Origin of the sequence: Lysinibacillus sp. CNPSo 3705 (genome assembly GCF_028674935.1) — a bacterium.
Classification (GTDB): domain Bacteria; phylum Bacillota; class Bacilli; order Bacillales_A; family Planococcaceae; genus Lysinibacillus.
In genome coordinates this window covers 31,902-53,852 of record NZ_JAQZSD010000015.1, presented here as the reverse complement: position 1 = coordinate 53,852, position 21,951 = coordinate 31,902, and the positions used below count along the sequence as shown (strand labels likewise).

21 protein-coding genes are annotated in these 21,951 nt (G+C 35.8%); 13 read left to right on the top strand and 8 right to left on the bottom strand.

The features are described 5' to 3' along the window. Positions 1-177: 177 nt before the first annotated feature. From PVA17_RS08765 to PVA17_RS08755, 3 genes are all read right to left on the bottom strand, one after another. Positions 178-2,352, bottom strand: a complete 2,175-nt coding sequence (locus PVA17_RS08765; RefSeq protein WP_274067472.1) for a 5'-nucleotidase C-terminal domain-containing protein — start codon at positions 2,350-2,352, stop codon at positions 178-180. A gap of 360 nt (positions 2,353-2,712) precedes the next feature. Continuing rightward, positions 2,713-3,552, bottom strand: coding sequence for an RluA family pseudouridine synthase (locus PVA17_RS08760; protein WP_274067471.1), 840 nt, complete (start codon positions 3,550-3,552; stop codon positions 2,713-2,715). 54 nt (positions 3,553-3,606) lie between these two features. Then, entirely contained in the window at positions 3,607-4,032 is a 426-nt protein-coding gene (locus tag PVA17_RS08755) for a disulfide oxidoreductase (RefSeq protein ID WP_132364075.1), read from the bottom strand. Between the two features lie 439 nt (positions 4,033-4,471). Here PVA17_RS08755 and PVA17_RS08750 point away from each other — a divergent pair, with 439 nt between their 5' ends. Both PVA17_RS08750 and PVA17_RS08745 read left to right on the top strand, forming a co-directional pair. Continuing rightward, on the top strand, positions 4,472-5,587 hold the full coding sequence (locus PVA17_RS08750) for a GAF domain-containing sensor histidine kinase (RefSeq protein ID WP_132364073.1): 1,116 nt from the start codon (positions 4,472-4,474) through the stop codon (positions 5,585-5,587). A gap of 11 nt (positions 5,588-5,598) precedes the next feature. Beyond that, positions 5,599-6,246, top strand: a complete 648-nt coding sequence (locus PVA17_RS08745; protein ID WP_132364071.1) for a response regulator — start codon at positions 5,599-5,601, stop codon at positions 6,244-6,246. Between the two features lie 73 nt (positions 6,247-6,319). On the opposite strand, the gene PVA17_RS08740 is transcribed toward PVA17_RS08745, so the two are convergent. Next, a complete protein-coding gene (locus tag PVA17_RS08740; RefSeq protein WP_132364069.1) occupies positions 6,320-7,438 on the bottom strand; it encodes a response regulator in 1,119 nt (372 codons plus the stop codon). A 566-nt stretch (positions 7,439-8,004) separates the two neighbouring features. Here PVA17_RS08740 and PVA17_RS08735 point away from each other — a divergent pair. From PVA17_RS08735 to PVA17_RS08725, 3 genes are all read left to right on the top strand, one after another. Then, the gene (locus PVA17_RS08735; RefSeq protein ID WP_274067470.1) at positions 8,005-8,925 is read left to right on the top strand and encodes a helix-turn-helix transcriptional regulator; all 921 of its coding nucleotides are present in this window, start codon (positions 8,005-8,007) and stop codon (positions 8,923-8,925) included. A gap of 80 nt (positions 8,926-9,005) precedes the next feature. Further along, positions 9,006-9,746, top strand: a complete 741-nt coding sequence (locus tag PVA17_RS08730) for an effector binding domain-containing protein (protein ID WP_274067469.1) — start codon at positions 9,006-9,008, stop codon at positions 9,744-9,746. Positions 9,747-10,191: 445 nt separating this feature from the next. Next, the gene (locus PVA17_RS08725) at positions 10,192-10,470 is read left to right on the top strand and encodes a hypothetical protein (RefSeq protein ID WP_274067468.1); all 279 of its coding nucleotides are present in this window, start codon (positions 10,192-10,194) and stop codon (positions 10,468-10,470) included. Between the two features lie 165 nt (positions 10,471-10,635). On the opposite strand, the gene PVA17_RS08720 is transcribed toward PVA17_RS08725, so the two are convergent. Then, the gene (locus PVA17_RS08720) at positions 10,636-11,964 is read right to left on the bottom strand and encodes a hemolysin family protein (protein ID WP_132364063.1); all 1,329 of its coding nucleotides are present in this window, start codon (positions 11,962-11,964) and stop codon (positions 10,636-10,638) included. Positions 11,965-12,499: 535 nt separating this feature from the next. Here PVA17_RS08720 and PVA17_RS08715 point away from each other — a divergent pair. Continuing rightward, positions 12,500-12,676 carry a hypothetical protein gene (locus PVA17_RS08715; RefSeq protein ID WP_274067467.1) on the top strand — a complete coding sequence of 59 codons (177 nt, stop codon included), beginning with the start codon at positions 12,500-12,502 and terminating at the stop codon, positions 12,674-12,676. Positions 12,677-12,724: 48 nt separating this feature from the next. On the opposite strand, the gene PVA17_RS08710 is transcribed toward PVA17_RS08715, so the two are convergent. Continuing rightward, positions 12,725-13,144 (bottom strand): hypothetical protein, encoded by a 420-nt coding sequence (locus PVA17_RS08710; protein ID WP_132364061.1) that lies wholly within the window; start codon positions 13,142-13,144, stop codon positions 12,725-12,727. Positions 13,145-13,371: 227 nt separating this feature from the next. Next, positions 13,372-13,575, bottom strand: a complete 204-nt coding sequence (locus tag PVA17_RS08705; RefSeq protein ID WP_132364059.1) for a YheE family protein — start codon at positions 13,573-13,575, stop codon at positions 13,372-13,374. A 307-nt stretch (positions 13,576-13,882) separates the two neighbouring features. Here PVA17_RS08705 and PVA17_RS08700 point away from each other — a divergent pair, with 307 nt between their 5' ends. The 7 genes from PVA17_RS08700 (at position 13,883) to PVA17_RS08670 (ending at position 20,586) form a co-directional block, all read left to right on the top strand. Further along, entirely contained in the window at positions 13,883-15,025 is a 1,143-nt protein-coding gene (locus PVA17_RS08700) for a DUF445 domain-containing protein (RefSeq protein ID WP_132364057.1), read from the top strand. 17 nt (positions 15,026-15,042) lie between these two features. After that, positions 15,043-15,387: a YlbF family regulator gene (locus PVA17_RS08695; protein WP_132364055.1), complete on the top strand. Its 345-nt coding sequence runs from the start codon at positions 15,043-15,045 to the stop codon at positions 15,385-15,387. 47 nt (positions 15,388-15,434) lie between these two features. Then, on the top strand, positions 15,435-15,608 hold the full coding sequence (locus PVA17_RS08690; protein WP_274067466.1) for a hypothetical protein: 174 nt from the start codon (positions 15,435-15,437) through the stop codon (positions 15,606-15,608). Between the two features lie 122 nt (positions 15,609-15,730). Beyond that, positions 15,731-16,393, top strand: coding sequence for a ribonuclease H family protein (locus tag PVA17_RS08685; protein ID WP_274067465.1), 663 nt, complete (start codon positions 15,731-15,733; stop codon positions 16,391-16,393). 413 nt (positions 16,394-16,806) lie between these two features. Beyond that, entirely contained in the window at positions 16,807-17,727 is a 921-nt protein-coding gene (locus PVA17_RS08680; RefSeq protein WP_274067464.1) for a copper amine oxidase N-terminal domain-containing protein, read from the top strand. 162 nt (positions 17,728-17,889) lie between these two features. Further along, positions 17,890-18,930, top strand: a complete 1,041-nt coding sequence (locus PVA17_RS08675) for an LCP family protein (protein ID WP_274067463.1) — start codon at positions 17,890-17,892, stop codon at positions 18,928-18,930. A 150-nt stretch (positions 18,931-19,080) separates the two neighbouring features. Then, positions 19,081-20,586 carry a coproporphyrinogen III oxidase gene (locus PVA17_RS08670; RefSeq protein WP_132364043.1) on the top strand — a complete coding sequence of 502 codons (1,506 nt, stop codon included), beginning with the start codon at positions 19,081-19,083 and terminating at the stop codon, positions 20,584-20,586. A 143-nt stretch (positions 20,587-20,729) separates the two neighbouring features. On the opposite strand, the gene PVA17_RS08665 is transcribed toward PVA17_RS08670, so the two are convergent. Beyond that, positions 20,730-21,809, bottom strand: a complete 1,080-nt coding sequence (locus tag PVA17_RS08665) for a CdaR family transcriptional regulator (protein WP_274067492.1) — start codon at positions 21,807-21,809, stop codon at positions 20,730-20,732. Positions 21,810-21,951: the final 142 nt, after the last annotated feature.

Genomic DNA, 21,951 nt, shown 5'->3' with positions numbered 1-21,951 from the left:
AAAGCGAGTGAAGCGGCTCATCGGACGCCCCCAGGAAAGCGCCCAGCTGGAACGGAAATCAACCTCTCGTTTTGCCGAGGACCATACTTTATTTAATTTGGTCTTAATTTCTTTGACACGATAGTTTTTCGATAACAGGAAATCCCGCTCTCTACCTAGAGAAGCGGGATTTTAAAATTATTTAGATTCTTTTACAAAAGGAATGTAGTTAGAAAGCATTTTTGCCATATGCGCACGTGTCGCGTTGTTACCAGGCATAAATTTGCCATTTACACCGCTAACAATCTTTAAGTCTTTCATCAGTGCAATAGCATTTTGAGTTTCAGCGTTATATTGAGAAATATCACTAAAATCAGCTTTCAAACCAGCTTTTGCATCGTGTTGTAGGTCGTATGCACGAGCAAACATTAAGGCAAGTTGAGCACGAGTTACATTTGTATTAGGATTGAATTTACCATTCACACCTTGTACAATTCCTGCTTCAGCAAGTGCTGTAATTTCTTTTTGTGTTGCAGGATTTACATTCGCAAGATCAGAGAATGTTGCTTGACCTTTTGCTTCAAGCTTTAAGGCACGTGCGATAAATGATGCAGCTTGTGCACGGGTTAAGTTTGCGTTTGGTGAATATGTTGTTGCAGAAGTACCTTTTGTTAAATTACGGTAATAAAGATCACGAACAAAACCTTCTGTTTCTGAGCCTTTTGCGATATCTTTAAATGGAATTGTTGCGATAATACGTCCTTCTACTTTTGAATCAACTTTTTTCAGTGTATCTAAGTGTTCGATAAACATTTCATAGTCAATCGTACCAGGTTCACTTACACGGCCATCCTCATAAACTTTCTTCAGTGTATCGTAGCCGTCGCCACCTTTAGCAGTAAATGTATTTGTTGCTGCTTTATAATAGGCTGCTTTATCTAGCTCTTTACCATTTAATTTAATAGATTTTACACGTTTACCAGCTGGTGCTTTACCGTCAAATTCTACTTGTAAACCAGAAAAGTGTAAGAAGCCACCGAATTCTTGTGGGAATTCTTTCACACTATGTTCAGCAATTTCGTAGATTTCAGCACCTTTTAATTTTACGATGCCAAGAGCATTACCGAATGGCATAACTGTCATAACTTCGCCTACAGTGATATCTCCTGCATCAATGCTTGCGCGGATACCACCACCATTTTGGAATGCAAATTGAACTTCTGGGTCAATTTTCTTTGCGCCAGCAAGCATACCATCAGTAATTAAGTTACCAAGGTTTGTTTCTCCAGCACGTACACCCCAAAGACCACGACCACCATTTAGAGGTGACACAGCCGTATTACCTGTTGATTGATTTAATATTTTAGAAATTTTTTCTTTATATGGAGCTAAAAGTGCTGTAGCTTCAGGATCTGCTGCTACAGGCTTTTCTTTATCATTTAAAGCATGTAACTGACCGAAGTAGTCAACAACGGCACCGTTATCGTCGAACGTTAAATCTAATTCACCTAAATTTTCGCTATATTGGCCTGTTTGAACGATAATTGTAGGGTTCTTAAATGGTGTTTCAGCTTTCACAGGCTTGTCTAATTTTGTATGTGTATGACCACCTACGATTACATCAATGCCTTCTACAGCTTTCGCTAGTAATTGGTCATTATCCCAATCAGCAGAGTCATCGAAGCCTATATGAGTAACTGCGATAATCTTGTTAACACCTTGCTTTTCAAGTTCAGTTACTGCTTTTTTTGCGGAGTCGATATAGTTTGCAAATTGAACGTTAGCAACGCTTGAAATCGTAGGTGTTTCTTCTGTTGTTAAGCTGAAAATACCTACTTTTTCTCCAGCGATTTCTTTAATGATACCGTCGTAAATTTTACCATTTTCAAAGTCTTTTGTGACTGTTTTAAATTGTAAGCCATTGAATAAAGAATCTTTCGAAAAATCTAGGTTTGTCCCTAGTAATGGGAACTCTGCGCCCTTAACGAATTTAGCAAGTGCAGCATGACCTTCTGGGCTTGATCCTAAATCGAACTCATGGTTACCAAAAGTCATGGCATCATAACCCATTAAGTTCATTAACTTCATATCAGTTTCCCCAGCGAATTCGTTAAAGTATAAAGTACCAGAGAAAACATCACCAGCATCTAAAAGAAGTGAGTTTGCATTTGCAGCACGAAGTTCTTTTACTTTTGTTGCACGCTTTGGAGCATCCTCAACGTGTGCATGCGTGTCATTTGAGTGTAGAATTGTTAATTTGAAATCATCTTTCTTAGCTGTTGGTGTTGCTTCCGCTGCATGTGCGGCAAAACCAGGTGTAGCTAGTAAACTAGCAGCTAGAGTTGTTGCTGCAATACTTTTAACCCATTTCATCAATAAATTCCTCCTCATAGTAAGTCAGGTGACTAGACAATTTAATCTAATTCTATCATGAAAGAATTCCACCGTCATTACCAATAATGGAAATGTATAATAAATTTCTGTAAAAAATAGATGAAAGAAATGTTAAATAGTATATTTATACTTTTTTAAAAGAGTAAATGGGTTGAAGTAATCGCTCATCACCATAACGTGCTGTTTTCAACAAGTATTATCCGACAACTTTTATGAGTTAAAGTAATGGATGATTACCGGTTTACCTCTATTTAGGACTATGGGTGATGATGAGCGTATACAAAAACTGCACCTCGAATTGTTAGCGCATGTGCAACAATTCGAAGTGCAGTACGATAATTACTGCTGATCCTTTACAACGATCGCCTTATTTAAAAATGGATGCTCGAATTCTAATTGAATTGCATGGAGCTCATAATCGCCACTTGCCGTTTCTCTTGCTCCATACATTGTATCTCCAATAATCGGATGACCGATATGTGCTAAATGTACGCGAATTTGATGTGTTCTTCCTGTTTCAAGAATTAGATGGACAACACAAGAGCTTTTATAACGTGCTACAACTTCATAATGTGTAACGGCATGCTGTCCTGTTTTTGAAACGACACGTCTTGTTGCGTGATGTCGGTCTTTTCCGATTCCTTCAGAAATCGTACCAGATGTAGAGCGCAAATTCCCTTGCACTTCTGCCGCGTATGTTCGAATAATGGTTTTTTCCTCAATCATACGGTCAAAAATTGATTTTGCTAAAGGATGCTTGGCTACAAGTAACAAACCTTGTGTCCCTTTATCTAAACGATGGACATGCTCCGCATAAATGCCACCTTGCTCTTTAATATGAGCCATGACATGATTCATACAAGTGTGGGTATCACGTGCATCATTTGGATGTGTCGACATGCCTTTTGGCTTAGAAACGATCAAACAATGGTCATCCTCATAGACGACATCAATTGCACAAACTGGCGTTGGTTGATAGCTGGATGTCGGAATAGGGAATGTAAATTTTATGATTGTGCCTACCGGTAGTGGGTCATTCCACTGAATAGGCTCTCCGTCCATTGTTGTGATAGCCTTCGCCATTCGTAATTCATGGACTAGCTTTTTACCGAGTCGCCAATGATTGCGTAATAGCTCCTCGACTGTCAAATTATTCGTAGTTATTTCATAGTGAAACATAAATCTTCCTCCGTAGAAAAGACCGTATTCCAAATGTAGAACACGGTCTCATAATTATTTTGCTGTTTTCGCAGCCTTCATTACATAAAAGCTTGCCCCTGCAATTAAAATAAATGCAGTTAGCGCTAAAAATGGGATTGTGATAAAACCTAACCAGTTAATATATTGACCGGTACATGAAACAAGACCACAAGATGGTGCAGTATCAGCTAAAAAACTTAGCTTTTGAATACCATAATGGTAAAGTGATATACTGCCACCCATAATGGCAAAAACAGCCGTTGTTACAGCAATACGTGCATTTTTTTGAATAAAGGCAATCGTTGTCATAATGACAATTGGATACATGAAAATTCGTTGGAACCAACACATTTTACAAGGTTCATAATGACGAATTTCAGAAAAGTATAAGGAACCCAGTGTTGCAACGACAGAGACAATCCAAATAAATAATAAGCCATTTTCCACTTTTTTAGACATATTAATTCTCTCCTTAGTATAACCATGTACTTGTTCGATTATAGTTGTTCTAGTTTTATATGTAAATCAACTTACGTAAAATAAGGGGCCATCACCAAAATATGTGGTTGATATCCGTTCTGTAACATAGCGTCAGCAACAAATGTTTTATGTGCGAAAGCGTAGTGAAACGTAGCGTCAGCAACAAGATGTGGGCACAAAGGCGTTATCACTGGTCATGATGGTTTTAGCCTTCGTTCCCCTATATACTCCTTCACTACAATCTCTTATTTACATAGTAAACCTTTTAACAAAAGTCATCCACAACTTTTGGTGATGAACCAAAATAAGGTATACTTTATGAAAAATTTCAGACTAAAGTATGAACGGCTAAGGCAGACGTTCCAGACTTTGAAATGTTATCATTAAAATTAGTAATGCCAAAGAAGAGGTGTATTTTGTGAGGGACAATGATCATTCCAATATTGGTATTTTAAAAGAGATTGCAGAGTTATTAAACGAAGAAACTGAAATTGTGTCGATGTTAAAGGGAGCACTTGTAAAATTTTTAAATGGCACAAATTTTGAAACGGGCTGGATTTTTTTTATCGATGAAAAAGGGCGCTCAGAGCTTATTGTCCATGTCAATTTACCAGAGGCACTGGAGTATAAAGGTTGCCATTATTTAGAAAAGGGAGGCTGTTGGTGTGTTTCTCGCTATCGTAATGAGGAATTAAAGAAAGCTTCTAATATTATTGAATGTCAACGTATTGAAAGTGCAATTGCTGCAAATGTTGGCGATCACGAAGGCATTACACATCATGCAACTGTGCCGCTTCAATCTGGACAAGAGCGTTTTGGTGTCTTAAATGTTGCATCGAAGGATACCGTGCGTTTCTCAGAGGAAGAGCTAGCATTACTTGAATCGGTTGCATTTCAAATGGGGTCGGCCATCAAGCGTATTTTACTGACAAAGCAGGAGCAGGAAATGGCACTTGTGAAGGAGCGCAATCGTCTAGCTCGAGACTTACATGATTCTGTCAATCAACTACTTTTTTCGGTTACATTAACGGCGAGAGCTGGTATTGAAATGACAAATGATAGTGATGTGAAGGAAACGTTTAAGGAGATTCAGCATTTAACACAGGATGCTTTAACAGAAATGCGTGCTCTTATTTGGCAGCTTCGTCCAAAAGGATTAGAGAATGGTTTGCTTGAAGCGATAAAAGTGTATGCTGAAATGCTTGGCTTGAAGCTTCATGTAACGGTTTCAGGTGTACTGCAATTCCCATCACGTATCGAAGAAACATTATTTCGGGTAGCCCAAGAAGCACTAAATAATGTTCGTCGTCATGCCGGTGTTCTGGAGGCTGCATTATATATTACTGTTACTTCTACAGATATTTTACTTGTTATTCGTGATGAGGGACGAGGCTTCGTCATCGATCATAACACGAAGCTACTGTCGATAGGCTTGCAATCCATAAAGGATCGTGCAAAATCAGTTGGTGGCAAAGCTGATTGGGTTAGTGAAATTGGCAAAGGAACAGAGCTGTTAATCCGCTTGCCATATTAGGAGGGAAGAGTATGATACGTGTTTTAATCGCAGATGACCATCATGTAGTGCGTCGTGGATTATTATTTTTCTTAAAAACTCAGAAAGATATTGAAGTTGTAGGAGAAGCGAAAAATGGTCTTGAGGCAGTAGCTTTAGCGGAAAGTATACAGCCAGATATTATACTTATGGACTTGGTCATGCCTGAGATGGATGGGATTCAAGCGACGAAGCGCATTAAAGCTAAGTTTCCACAAATAGAAATTCTAATGCTAACAAGCTTTTCAGACCGTGATCATGTAGTGCCAGCAATGGAGGCAGGAGCTGCAGGCTATCAGTTGAAAGATATTGAACCTGATGAGTTGGTATTGTCCATTCGTCGTATTATGCGAGGCGAAAATACATTACACCCAGAAGCAACAACAACTCTTGAAATGGACCGTCAAGAATCAAAAAATGCACCGCATGTTTTAAACCCACTAACACCTCGTGAACAGGATGTACTTGCAGAGCTTACAAAAGGGAAAAGTAATCGAGAGATTGCGTCCTCTTTATTCGTTACAGAAAAAACAGTGAAAACTCATATTTCTAATATTTTCACGAAGCTACAGGTGCAGGATCGTACGCAGGCGGCTCTTTATGCTGTGAAGCACGGACTGACAGAGGGTAGTGGTGTATAAAATGAAAAAAAGTAAAACGGCGAACTCCTACAAATTGTAGTAGCTCGTCGTTTTTATTGTATGAATCCTGTATTTATTTTTGAAGAAAAAAATTGTTAGAAATATCAATTAATGTAGAGCTTGGCGAAATTGATAGGTCATCTTTTAGCTTCTGTTCATAAGATAGGAATACTTTGTATGCCTGCTCGTGAAACCCCGCATTTATTAAAATGTGTAAATAGTGCTCAAGTTTTTGTTCATTATATGGATCAAACTCTAATAGTCTATTTAAAAAATTTAATGCTTTATCAATATCCGTTAGTAACGTTGCTTGAAAACCTTTTTCTAATAAATCTATGTATGATTTCGTCAGCTTATCTTTATAGGCAGTAGCCCACTCATAATCATCATAAATGAGTAGTCCATTTTTATAAATTGAGAGACATTGATTAATCAATGAAATTGGTGGGAAATCTAACTTCGTGAAATCCTCATAATATCTATGAAAGTCATATAAATCACAAAGGATGTTCGGTTTCTCGAAGATATAGTATTTGTTTGAAAAGATAATACAGTTTGTATAACCTATATTATTTAAGGTTTTTCTTAAATAAGAAAGAGCAGTATGAAGATTCGATTTTGCTCGTACATAGTCTAAATCCGGCCATAGAATTTCAATTAAATAATCCCGATGAATAGGAATGTTTGGATGTAAGATGAAATATACAAATAACTCCTTTGTTTTCTCGGTTTTGAAGGCAATTAAGCTGTTGTTGCTATATGCGGCAAATTGATTAAAGCATTGTACGTTTAACATAGTTTTCGAAGCTTTTTTAAGCATTTGCTGAATGGAATATTCATGCTCAATACGAGAAATAGTTTTTTCTAAGCGTGCATGACTAATTGGTTTAAGTACATAGTCAAGACCTCCGATTTCATACGCTTGTAAAGCAAATTCTTTATAAGAAGTTATAAAAATAACACTAACATGTGGACGATCAGTTTTGATAATATCAGCCAATTCAAGCCCAGTTAGTTCATTCAGCCTTGCCTCTAAAAAAATGACGTCAAATTCTATTATTGGAAGCTCATTTAAGAATACTTCTACACTTGTAAAGGTTTGAATTACCTGTATTTGCTGAAATGCTTGTAGTTTATTTTGAAAATAGTGTAATGCTAAGGGTTCATTGTCTATTAAAACGGCTCGAATCACATCAAAATCTCCTTTTTACAATTAAATTGAAAACCATTAAACTCTAGTTTGTTGTCTTTGAAAATGCTTTTCGAATAGGGTGGGCACTAAAAAGTAAATTCCACATAAAATTAAAATTTGGCACCAAAGTTTATCTCTTTGTATTCCTTTTTCCATAAGTTAGTGTCGGGTCTCCTCATTTTATCTGTTTAGCTATTCCCGATGATGGTTCGTTTTTACTTAGAAATTTGGACTTCTACAAATAGTTACTATAAAGTTTTCTACTTCAGAGTTTTCAGCGTCCTTATTTAGGATAGAAATTTTATATGTTGTGTTAAGAGCATTGAAATAATTAAGCGTTTATTGTTAAAAACAACGGAGTTATAGTAGAGATTATATGTTCCTTAGTCGTTTTTTTCTTAAAATGTAAAAATAGTATAATGAATGCAATAATTTATTAGGCGTTATTATAGTACATTTGACTTAAATAAAACTCAAAAAGTACTTAAAAAAAACTTAAAGTAGATAGGTAATTAGTAAGTTAATTTGCATATAAAAAATAGAGTTTAGAGTAAAGGAGTACAAATATGAAGTTAGAGCGACTTTTAACGATGACAATGATTTTAATAAATCGTAAAAAGGTGACAGCCCAGGAACTGGCCGATTTATTTAATGTGTCCGTTCGTACTATTTATCGGGATATTGAAACATTGAGCTGTGCCGGGGTTCCTGTTATAAGCCAGCAGGGGGTTCATGGTGGGATTAGTTTGATTGATGGCTATCGTGTTGATAAGCAGGTGTTGACGAAGGAGGAGCTTACGTCACTTTCTATTGCCATTAAAAGTGCATTAACGACATATGAGGATTCACATGCTGAAGCAGTTCTTGAAAAATTAACAGGTGTTGTGGATGAGGAAGTAAAACAATCGATTGATCAACTATTTATTGACCTTAGTCCTTGGGGGCCAAATGCTATTTTCAAGGAACAAATTACTTTATTAAAGAAGGCAATTGAACGCGAGCATTGTGTAAGCTTTACATATTCTACTACACATGGTCATATAACAAGGCGATTATTAGAGCCACATACTTTAGTACAAAAGGGAAAAGTTTGGTATGTTTATGGCTATTGCAAATTGAGAGAAGAATTTCGCTTATTTAAAATTTCAAGAATGAAGGATATACAAGAAGAGATAACAACTTTTCAACGCAGGGAAGTCAACTTATCTGAACTCCCATGGGATAAAGAGTGGCATAACCCTCAAAATGTAGTAAACCTTATGCTATCTTTCGATTGTGCAATAACGACATTAGTAGAAGAGTCATTTGGTGCTGAGCATGTAGATAATGAGAATTCAACTATTAACATTTCATTACCTGAGGATGAATGGCTATACGGCTTTCTTCTTAGCTTTGGCCATCGCTTAAAAGTTTTAGAACCACCTCATATTCGTGAGATTGTATTAAATCGAGCCCAGGAAATTGTGGAGTTGTATAAAGAAATTTAACTCTTTTCAATTGATGACATACAGTTGTCAGGTTTCCTTTGTTATAGTCGTAACAAATAGGATGAAGGGTGGATTTAATCATGCAAAGTTATTGTCAAAGTTGTGGAATGCCATTAATGGATGAGGCATTACTTGGTACAGAAAAAGAAGGACAAAAAAGTCAGGATTATTGCACATATTGTTATGAAGTAGGAGAGTTCAAACAGCCAAATTTAACAGTTGGAGAAATGATCGAAATTTGTGTACCACATTTAAAGGAAGACGGTATGGCGGAAGAGGAAGCACGCCAAATGTTGACATCTTTTTTACCAGGCCTAAAGAGATGGAGAAAGCATGATATACAAGAACCAGTTATGATGAATAAAGAGTCATTTCAAATTGTAGGAATTTCAGCGCGAACAAGCAATGCAAATGAAATTACCGCTCAAGCAAAGATTCCGCAATTATGGTCGAATTTTTATCAGCAAAATGTTGTAGGACAAATAGCTAATGCAGTAAATCAAGTAACGTATGGCTTGTATTCTGATTATGAAACGGATGTTAACGGAGAGTATGCCATTACACTTGGAGTGGAAGTATTAGCTACCGACGATATTCCTCAAGGTATGGTTGTAAAAACAGTGCCAGCTGCTAAATACTTAGTTTTTACTTCTGACAAAGGTCCATTTGAAGAAGTTGTTGTAAAAGCTTGGCAGGATGTTTGGGCTTGGCTTGCAAGTTCAGGTGTAGAGCGAACATACACAGGTGACTTTGAAATGTACGATGAACGATGTGCGAATCCACAAGAAGCACAGGTCGATATTTATATTGCAATTAAATAATTTAACTTCTTGAGCAAGTTTGTATGTAACGTAAGTCTAGTGTTTTAGTAGCAAAGCGAAGCGTCAGTAAAATGCTCCCGCCTCTATAGGTGGTGTGATGATTGCGTTTTTAGGCCACTTTTCAGGGAGTGTCAAATATTTGTACCTGTCGCTACGCTTTCGGTACAAAAGACATCTGTAGGCCTCAGCACAAAGCCGATTTCGGACGCAATCGAGTCATAATTGATACAAATAGCCCCTTATCTATGATGGATAGGGGGCTTGTTTGGGTCAACTTAGACGTTATGGTGAGAATCCCTTATTTGTTTAAGTTAGTGGATTCTAGAAATGTGTTTTGTATAATAAAGGAAAAATAATTTGATAACCGTTAAGTTAGTTGTCGTAAAGGGAATTAAGCCGAATGATGGTGACGAGTTGGTTATTACTGTAAGGAGGGGAGAGTTTTATGGCTAAGAAAAAAGTAGGAGACATTTTAAGTGTTTCATCGTTAGTACCTGTGATAATAAATGTTGTTTTTTTCTATATGAAAAGAGGGCCAGATTTTGATATTTATTTCGGTATCGCCCTGTTTAGTATTTTATCAATCATCGGTATTATATTTGCAGTAGTCTCTTTGGTGTTGTCGAAAAAACATATTTTCGGTTGGATCGGTCTAATCACAAACGTATTAGTTTTAGTTTTTGCTTTTTTATTACAGTTAGCAATGGGAATTGGTGAACCATAAACCTTATTAGTCTTGAAGTTCAAATTTAAACATTAAAAAACAAGTCTCTTACCGATAATTGGTAGGAGACTTGTCGTCATTTACTGGAGCAATTACTGAGATTTCTATCTTCTTTCAGCGCTTGTCCAAACGCAATTATGCCGAGGCATAATAGATTTTTTTTAGTTACTCATCGTTGTCATTTGATAAATCACGTTCAGGTAATTTCAGAACTTCTAAGTATAAAATATGGTGACCATCTAATTCTTTTGCGATAAATTCATAGCCTTGTTCTTTAATACTGTCTCCTTCGACTGCGTCAAAGCGCATTGTCATGAACCAACCACCGATTGTATCAATATCATCATCTTCTATGTCAGTACCTAGCATATCATTAACGTTTTCTACTAGCATCTTCGCATCTAAAATAAAGTGATCTTCTGCAATTTCTTGAACCTCTGGAATCTCATCTTCATCGAATTCATCTTGAATGTCACCGACAATTTCCTCAATAATATCCTCAATCGTAACTAGACCAGATGTTCCACCATATTCATCCATTAAAATGGCCATATGAATGCGTTCACGCTGTATTTTGAGCAACAGATCGTTAATTTGCGTTGTTTCCATTACGCGAATAATTGGCTGCATATAGTCAATCACTGGCTTATCACCATTTGCAGGATCTTTAATGTAAGCCGTTAATAAGTGCTTCATATTGACTAAGCCTATAATATGGTCTTTGTCACCATCGATAATTGGGTAACGGGTATATTGCTCAACGCCCATTAAATCAAAAACCTCTTTAATCGTTAGTTCTTTTTCAATACCAACGATTTCAGTACGGGGGACCATGATTTCTTTTGCAAGACGATCAGAGAACTCGAAAATACTATTCACATATTCATATTCTGAAGTATTAATTTCTCCACCTTTTAAACTCTCTGATAAAATCATTCGTAACTCTTCTTCAGTATGGGCTACTTCTGATTCTGACATCATTTTCAAGCCGAAAAGGCCTGTTAAGCCACGTGCTGATCCGTTTAACAGCTTAATGATTGGATACGTAATGTTGTGGAATAAAATTAATGGGCCAGAAAGGTTTAATGTTACAAATTCTGCTTTTTGGATGGCAAGTGTTTTTGGCGCCAATTCCCCCATAACAACATGCATAAACGTTACTATTGAGAATGCAAGTATAAATGAAAGGACAGTAGTAAAGTTTTCACTCAAATTTAGAAATTCAAACACTGGATTCAAGATAATCTTAAATGTAGGTTCACCGAGCCAACCTAGACCTAAAGCAGTGATCGTAATACCTAATTGACATGCAGATAAGTATTCATCTAAATCTGAAATTACACGTTTTGCATTTTTTGCTTTTTTATTCCCTTCGGCAAGCAATTGATCAATACGTGTAGATCTTACTTTAACGATTGCAAATTCGGTTGCAACGAAAAATCCTGTCATTATTATTAGTAGGGCAAATGCCGCCAACCTTATGGTTATTTCCATTATGTCTCCGTCCAAATAATTCCTTTGTCCCCGCCCGAATGAGGGAGGTAAACAAAGTGTACACCTCCTATGATATTAAAAAATTGTTGAATGATTTAATCATAAAATATTTATAGGCAAAACACAAATATTGACAACAATTTTTTTATCTTCTTTCAGCGGGTGGCTAAACATCTGATTGCTGCACAAAGTTAGCACTGCGCTTTCGCACAAAAACTATTTGTAGGCAAAAGCATTAAGAGACATTTCGGATGCATTGAGTATCTGCGACAGCCATAATTAATTTGATTTTTACACCCGTAAATCGTAAAAATTAAATAATTTCAAACACCAAAAGATTGAAAATAGAAATTTGTTATGCTAACTTTAAATATAGCAAAGAAGATAGTTTGTTTAGAGAATGAAGCATTTAATCTCATATAAAACGACACGTCAAAAATCTCAAGAGAGCTATACTTGTGGATTTTTTTAAATGAATTATTTTTAATAGCAACAAAAAGGAGCCATCTCATTCATATGGGGTGGCTCTTTTGTTATGTTGAAATATAAAATGAACGGTGTCATCGTATCGCTCTTCAGCAAAATAAGGGAGTTGATTTCTGTTTCGACTTGGCGCTTCCTAGAGGGCATCGGGGCAACATTTATGTGCGAAAGCGAAGCGGCAGCACATTTGGTCTTTGTAACGAAGGCTAACTTCAATATATTTTTTTAACAAAAAAGGAGCCAATTTCATTCAATGAGATGGCTCCTTCTGCTTTAATTATTTATTGTTGTTGAAACGTAATTTTAAGCACGCTTTTTCTACATCGTGAAGCGTTTCTTTAAATGGTATTTCACCTGAGTAAAGTGCAATTGTAACAGGTGCTTTTTCTGTTATACCTTGCTGTGTAAAAATATAATTTTTGTCTTTATACGTTAAATATATATTTTTTACAGGCCTTTTTCCGAAAGTATTCGTAGATGAATTGAAAAATCCTTTTAGTTGACTGCAGTATTCATTGTAAAAATCACTTTTAAAGCCAGAAAGAGCCTCAAATTTTTTACTATCAATAGCTTTAGCCTCACTCGCTAACTCGAAGATTTTAGCGGAAAATTCGGGAAAAACTTCTTTTACTTTTGCACGAATTAATGCTTTTGAATTATAACTGTTTAAGTCATCAGAAAGAGTGACTTTACTCATTGAAATAGCCTCCTGCATAAAAAACCTTTAATTCTTAATACCATAAATGTATAAGAAAAATAAGGGGATTTCAATATACTTAACCATTTTTAAGATAATAGCAGTGTATAAATTAGTAAAAAATAGGTGTTTTTATGCAATTTAGGGCAGGAAAATACTACTTGTATCTTCATACAGCAATTTTCTATAGCCAAAGCAAAGCGACAGCTACAATTACGCCAAATTGATCAGTCATAAACATGGTACAACATAAGTTCATGAATCATTTTTTTTACATCTTCTTCGTTTGGAGGGATCATTCCATGCCATTGTATAACGCCATCTTTTAAGTACTCCGCTGTGTAACGTTCACGTTTATAGAAGAACGAAATAGACCAGCCTGGAAGCTGAGAATTTTCAAATAAAGGCTTAAAGCTAAAATGCTGAATCATAACCAAACCCCATTTCTTATTTATGTAGTTAATATTATTCAAGGATAGTGGCTATTTTGCAACTGTAATGAGCTCGATAAAAGATATTTTGCTTACGTACACACGTTTTTCACTGATTCCCACTACGGGCTACTCGACTCCCGTGGGAAAGCAAGTGCTCGTTGCGGGAATCAGTATTAAAGGTGGATAAAAATAGTTAAGCTAATAGAGGGTATTTCTTTCGTAGAAAATCATTGCTCTGCTATAATTAGTGCAGCAGGCGACAAAATACGCCAATAGTGAATACAATTGAAATGAGAGGATACGAATGGATAATTTTATAGTGACATTACTATTTATGGCAATTATAGGTGCTGCAATCGGTGGTGTAACGAATCACCTAGCTATTAAAATGCTTTTCCGACCACATAAAGCTATATATATTAAAAATTGGCGAGTGCCCTTTACACCAGGTCTTATTCCGAAGCGACGTGACGAATTAGCAAAGCAACTGGGGTTAACGGTTGTCAATTATTTGTTAACACCTGAAACTTTTAGAAAGAAATTTTTCTCAAAGGATATTCAAAATAAGGTAGAACAGTTTGTACAAGCAAAGGTAGAAGAAACGATTTTTACTAATGATAAAACAATTCAGGATTGGCTATCATTAGCTGGGTTTTCCAATATGTCAGCAACAATTGAACAAAAGGTAGAAGCAATTATTGAGGGACAATTTGAAGCGGTTAAGAATACACTATCAACGAAATCAATTCGTACGCTATTATCAGCAGATATTCAAAAAACTATTGATGCAAAGATACCAGTAGCGGTTGATCATATTTTAGAAAAGGGTGAGGATTATTTTTTATCACCTGAGGGCGAACTGACAATTAAGGCGATGATTGATGACTTTTTATCGTCAAAAGGATCATTTGGTGGAATGATTAATATGTTTTTAGGTGATTCTTCTTCGCTCGTAGCAAAGGTTCAACGTGAACTCGTGAAACTTTTACAGGCACCAGGAACAACAACATTACTAACGAAAATTTTTACGCAGGAATTGGAAAAATTAAAAGATCGCCCAGCAATGGATTTCTTAAAGGATATTCGTTTTGAACAAATATTAACGAAATTGCAAACTTACGTAAAAGAACAATTAGCAGTTGAAGAGCGCTTGAATTATCCTATTGCGCATTACTGGCCAGAAGGTAATTCATGGATGAAGGAAACAGTAATCCCACAAGCAATTGAAAAAGCTTTTGTAAAAGCTGAAGATAAATTAGAAGATGTGTTGAAACGCTTAAATTTACAAGAAGTAGTACGTGAGCAGGTTGATTCTTTCCCTGTATCAAAATTAGAGGAGCTTGTACTAGGTATTTCTAAGCGTGAGTTTAAAATGATTACAGTACTTGGTGCAGTTCTTGGTGGATTGATTGGGATTGTGCAAGGGTTAATTGTTTACTTTATTTGAAAAGGAGAATTATGTTTATGATTAATATTTACAATGAAATTAATGCGTTAGAGGCAACTTTACGTAAAACACCTGAATTTGAAGCGTTAAAAGAAGCAGTGGCAGCTGTTAAGGAAGATCAAGAGGCATTAAATTTATTCAAAAATTTCCGTAAGGTTCAAATTGACCTACAGCAAAAGCAGTTAACTGGCCAAGATATTTTGGAAGATGAACTTGTATACGCGCAAAAAGCAGCACAGCTTGCACAGCAAAATGCAAAAATTTCTACAATGCTTGAGGCGGAAATGAAGCTAAGTAAAATCATTGAAGAAGTAAACCGCATTTTAATAAAACCTATTCAAGCATTGTATGAGGAATTATAACAGCGAAGAAAAACAACTAAGCAGCGGAAAAGCCTGATTTAGCGGCGATGTTGAGTATCAAAGCAGCGGAACAGCATGATTTAGCGGCGATGTTGAGTATCAAAGCAGCGGAACAACATGATTTAGCGGCGATGTTCAACATCCAAGCAGCAGAGCAACAGGTTTTAGCGTCACAAACGAGTGTCTTGGACAAAACAGATGCTATCAATCTGATCAAATAGCTTTCTTAGGCATAAAAATACTAATAGTTGCACATATAACAAGTAAGAAGAAAAACGTGTTTCCGCAAGCCGGAGCACGTTTTCAATTTATGGCTCAATATCTATTGGAGGTTATATTTATTATGCATGTAATCATTGAATGGACCTATAAAGCAAAAAAAGGTGCTGAAACTGTTTTACGTTCAGAAGAAATGCCAGCAGCTCAAGCCTTACTACTTGCAGAGGACATGGAGCGGACTGGGAGAGTAAAATCACTGCATTGTGTCGATCGACAGGATACAAACTGGTCTTTAAAGGAACTCAAGGCATATTTAAAGGAAATTGACACTGAGCCACACAATATTACAGTCTATTTTGATGGGGGCTTTGATCGTGCAACGAATCAATCGGGGCTAGGCTGCGTGATTTATTATGAGCAAAACGGCAAGCCATATCGATTACGACAAAATTCTTTTTCGTCAGAGCTTAAATCCAATAATGAGGCAGAATATGCAGCGCTTTATTTGGGGGTAGTCGAGCTTGAGCTATTGAATGTTCATCATTTGCCCGTTTGTTTCACTGGTGATTCTCAAGTTGTTATTAATCAATTGAGCGGAGAATGGCCGGCGCTTGAAAAGAATTTATCTAGCTGGGCAGATAAAATTGATGCAAAGCTAGAGGAGCTAAGTATCCAGCCAGAGTACAAGCTTATATCACGCAAAGAAAACTCTGAAGCTGATCGCCTGGCAACTCAAGCATTAAACGGTATCGATATTACGGGCTTAAGGGAAATGGTTAAGGAATGAGTATTAGACACTCTGAATGAGAAAGAGACTGGACATAATCCCTCTCCAAACTAAAAAGCCGGTGACATTTTACGATCAGTAAAATGTCACCGGCTTTAAATTTTTTCATAAAAAATAAGGACCACTTCTGATGAAATTAAGTCACCACAACAAAATTATACAGAAAGAAGGGTCCTTATGTTTAAAGATTATAACATGAAATAATTAGTTTTGTCTTTAGAAGCCAAGTACAAAAAGGAACAGAAATCAACCCTACGTTATTGGCAATAGGCTAATTATTCAAATTTGTTATTGCTAATTATAATAGATATTGACTAAAAAAACGGTTATTATCATAAATTCTCCATTTTTAATGAAACTTTTACCATTCTTAAACTACTACTACTATGAACCTAATAATAAGGAGAGATTTTATGAACATGAAAAAATTTGCACCCGCAGCAATGACAGCATTATTATTTGGAAGTGTAGTAATACCGGTCGCTTCAGCAAAAGAAAATCCGACAGAGACAGAACAACACCTACCACAAATTCAAATTGATCCTGTTCACATTTTCACTACTACCTATGGAACAATTGAAAAATCCAATGCTAGTGGAAAAATTACATATTTCACAGTAAAAGATGCTGATCAAACAAATATTTTAGAAATAACAAAAGATACACTTGTTTTCGATAATACAGGTAAAAAAGTGGAGCTTAAAGAAGGGGATAAAATAGTAGCTTATACATTTGCGAATAAGCCACAAAAATTAATTTATCCACCACAATTCGATCCCGATGTTGTTATTGTTGAAACTAAGGAAGCTGGATTTGTTGAAGTTGATTACTTCTTTGAAAACCTAACAAATACTTATAATATGTTAAAATTAAACATTGGTGAAAACACAGATCTTTTAAATACGAAGGGCGAGAAAGTTACAGCTAAAGATTTAGTAGAGAAGAACTTAGTTGTTTTTTATACAGCTTCAACAAAAAGTATCCCCGCTCAAACTACCCCTTCGAAAGTAATTGTTCTTGATGACGAACCAGGAAATACATCAGAAAATACTGTAGATGCAGAAATAGCAGAAATAATCGCGACAGATTATTATGAAGTTGATGGAACAAAGATGGTTCCGTTACGTTTGATTGCCGAAAAGCTTGGTTATACAGTGGAGTCAACAGGTAAAGGTGCAATTGTATCTAAAGGTAATTTATCCTACACAATTACTCGTGGAGAAAAAATGTTTGGTTATAATAAAGCATTACGCTCACTTAATGTAGCCCCTGCTTTGTTAGGAAGTAATAAAACATATGTACCAGTTGAATTTGTAGAGGAATACTTAAAATAATTTTAAAATCTCTGTAAAGGTAGATTACCTTTATAGGGATTTTTTTTGAAATTCCTTTTTCCAAATATATTCATTTGAGGAAACTCGAAAGAACAAATAGCGTCTTTATTAACGGAGAGAATGACTTTACTTCAGGAATTTGAATAGAAGAGAGGATTTAATTTGGAAAGAAAAACTAGAAGCTCTAAAAAAGCGAAACCTAAAAATAAAGTTATAAAAATTACCCTATTAGTAATTGTAATTTTACTATTAACTGTCACTAGTTATGGAGCTTATGCCTTTGTTAAATTTAAAAATGCTTATGATAGTTCAAAGGTCGATTTAAATAGAGCAGGAAATAAATCAGAGCTTAGGGAAGAGGATGTATCATTTAAAAAAGATCCAATCGCAATTCTATTATTAGGTGTTGAAAATTATTCTAGTAAGGAGAAGGACGGTCGAGCAGATACTCAAATGGTCATTACTTTGGATCCGGATACATCTGAAATAAACTTAATTACAGTACCTCGGGATGCAAGAGTTAAAATAGAAAATGCCGGGGAATATACAGGGATACATAAAATCAATGCCGCTTATAATTATGGATCAATTACAGGCTATGGGGCAATTAAGTTACAATTAGAGACAGTTGAAAAATTCCTGAATATACCGATCGAGAACTTTATAGCAGTAAACTTTGATGGCTTTAGAGATATTGTCGATGCTTTAGGTGGAGTAACAATAGATGTAAAAGAGGATTTCTGGGAAGATAATATTTACGATAGAAAACAAAGGATAGAATTTCATAAAGGAGAGGCACATTTAAATGGGGAAGAGGCACTTGCATTTGTAAGAATGAGATACAGACCTGTTAATGCTTCATATTCACGCGAAGAGAGACAAAGACAATTTTTGACGGCAACAATTAATCAAGCAAAATCTACGAATACCATATTTAAAATTGGTAAAATTGCCGATATTTTAGGGAAAAACGTAGAAACAGATTTAGACCTTAATGAAATCTATGCACTCCAAAAGCGATATATGAATTCCAAAAACATATCTACGAAAACGTTAGAAATAAAAGGAGAAGATCAGTATATCGGTAAAACTTCGTATTTTATACCCGATATGGAAAGCTTGGAGGAAGTAAGCGTGGAATTAAGAAAAATTCTTAAACTAAAAGAAAAAAAATTCAAAACAAATGCGGCTATAGAAAATTAAAAGATAAAAATCCATTTTGATAAATTTTGTCAAAATGGATTTTTTGATCATTAGACGGAATGTTCTGTTATTAATTGTGGCTTTGCTTATCGTTATGAAAATTTGTTAAACTATTGGTGCTGTAATTTTTGAGAGAAAAGAGCGAAGAAAATGAAATTTATTCACATAGATCAAAAATATCCTGAGGATTGGATTCGCGTATTAAATCATATTGCGAATTTATTTTTTGAGGATTCCAAGTTAACAGTAGAGTCTGAAGGAACCGATATGGCAGTATCATTCGAACATAATGTTGGGAATGATTTCTCAATTTCTACAAAAGCTGTTCTAGAAGTAGACGGTAAGCGTTATACGAATGATTACCGTATTCAATATGAAACGGAGGCTGAAGGACGTGAGCTAAATATTCGTATGAAGCGTGCTTTATCTCACGTATTTTTAGATGTGCTAGAGCAACATACGGGAATGCATCAGCAATGGGGAATTTTAACAGGTGTGCGTCCAACTAAGCTTTACCATAAATTCCGACAAGCTGGGAAGAGTGAGGATGAAATAGCAAATATTCTTATTCGTGATTTCCGTCTGTCAGAAGAAAAGGTAGCACTACTTAAAGAAATAGTGGCTCGTCAGTTAGTGACGATTCCTGATATAGATGAAATCGGTAAAGAAATAAGTATTTATATCGGTATTCCTTTCTGCCCGACTAAATGTGCCTATTGCACGTTCCCAGCCTATGCGATTGGCAGCAATCGAAAACAAGGGCGTGTTGCTACATTTTTAGATGGGCTGCATATTGAACTACGTGAAATGGGGAAATGGCTGAAAGAAAATAATATGAAAATCACATCCATTTATTGGGGTGGTGGTACACCGACATCTATCGAGGCACATGAAATGGATGCACTCTATCAGACAATGCATGAATCCTTCCCACACCCTGAGACAATCCGTGAAGTAACTGTCGAAGCGGGTAGACCTGATACGATTACGCCTGAAAAACTAGACGTGTTAAAAAAATGGGGCATTGACCGAATAAGTGTTAATCCACAATCGTATACAGATGAAACACTTAAAGCAATTGGGCGTCATCATACGGTACAGGAAACAATTGATAAGTTTTGGTTAGCACGTGAATCAGGCATGAATAACATTAATATGGATTTAATTATTGGTTTACCGAATGAAGGAATTGATGAGTTCCAGCATTCATTAGATGAATCTGCAAAAATGCAGCCAGAATCGCTAACGGTACACACATTATCATTTAAGCGTGCATCGGAAATGACGCGTAATAAGGATAAGTACAAGGTAGCAGACCGTGATACTGTTGCAAAAATGATGCACATGGCACAAGTATGGACGAAGGAAAATGATTATGTACCATACTATTTATATCGTCAAAAAAACATTTTAGGTAATTTAGAAAATGTCGGCTACAGTAAAGCTGGTGAAGAAAGTATCTATAATATTGTCATAATGGAAGAAGTACAGACAATTTTAGGGATTGGCTGTGGTGCATCCTCTAAATTTGTACATCCTGAAACAGGGAAGATTACGCAGTTCCATAATCCAAAAGATCCTGCTGCTTACATCATGACATTTGAAGAGGCAATCGGTAAAAAAATTGAGTTTTTAGATGAGTTATATAAGGCATAAAAAATGATGGCAATCTGATGTAGTGTTCAGATTGCCTCTTTTATTCCGATAAATCGCGATAATGGTCCGATAAACCAGTAAAAGATTCCGATAAAACCACAAAATGTTCCGATAAAATTAAAAAACATTCCGATAAAATCTCGTTATAATTTTCTTAAATCACACGCCATTTTTAATATAACAGCATCTTCAAAATATTGAGGATCGTAGCCTGTTAGCTCTCTAATTTTATTTAGTCTATAGGTGAGCGTATGACGATGAATATTTAACTGTTGGGAACAGAGTTTAAGCTGTAAATTACAATTAAAAAAAGCTTGTAATGTTTCAAGTTGCTTTGCATTCATGCTTTTGAGAACACGTTGATGGAATGCTCGAACCTTCTCCGAATCTTGATTTTTAAAAAGAGAGAATAACTCTATATCTTCAAAATAAGTGATTTCTTTATTAATCAGGGCAAACTTTAGTGCCGTTTTAGCACCATGGTGGCTATGAGGTAACTGAGATAAATGTTGGACGGTTGGACCAACTCCAATCTGTAAGGAATGAAGTTTTTGTTGCTTTTTCCGCAATGCCCTCATTATTTGCTGCTGTGTATTGTCCTCACAACTTGTTAACAGAATATAGTATTCATGTAGTTGACTATATCCTGAAAGTATAGGCTGCTTATAAAATAGATCTTCTAGGAAGAAAGGGATGCTATTCTCTGTGTATAAGGGTTCATCTAAGCTTACTAGTAGGATTTGAAAAGGTGCTACTAGTGGAAATGGCAGCTTATGGATCCGTTCCTGTAATGCCGCATCTAGCATGCTACCATGAACTAGTGCTTCAAATATGTAGTCATTATTTTTTCTATGCCATTCACTTTTTGATTCGATAATGGCTTGATGTGCCATGATTTCTGTTGTTAATTGGACAAGGTTGGCGATTTCTAGTATGTCCTCAGAATCCCCTGTAATCCCAATAACACCAATGACATCATCCTGATACATGATAGGCATATTAATGCCAGGCCTAGTGTTTGGATACTGGTCTATATTTTCCTCATTAATAATAAGCGTCTCCTTGTTTTTGGCAACATAGAGTGCGCCTTCATGAATATTCTCAACTCTCATTTTATCGCCAGAAGCTAAAATGACACCGGTTGGACTAATGACATTAATGTTGCGACGTAATCGTAACATTGTTTGATATACGATATCTTCTGCTAATTTTTTCGTTAATATGTTTATACACCTCGCATAAAAAACATCTGTTATATTACAGTTAATTTATACATTCATTATAATGTTTTCTGAATTTATTGTCATTATAATAAATGTAAGCGCTTAACTTAATTGTGTTATAGAAAGAATTATGGAGGTATAA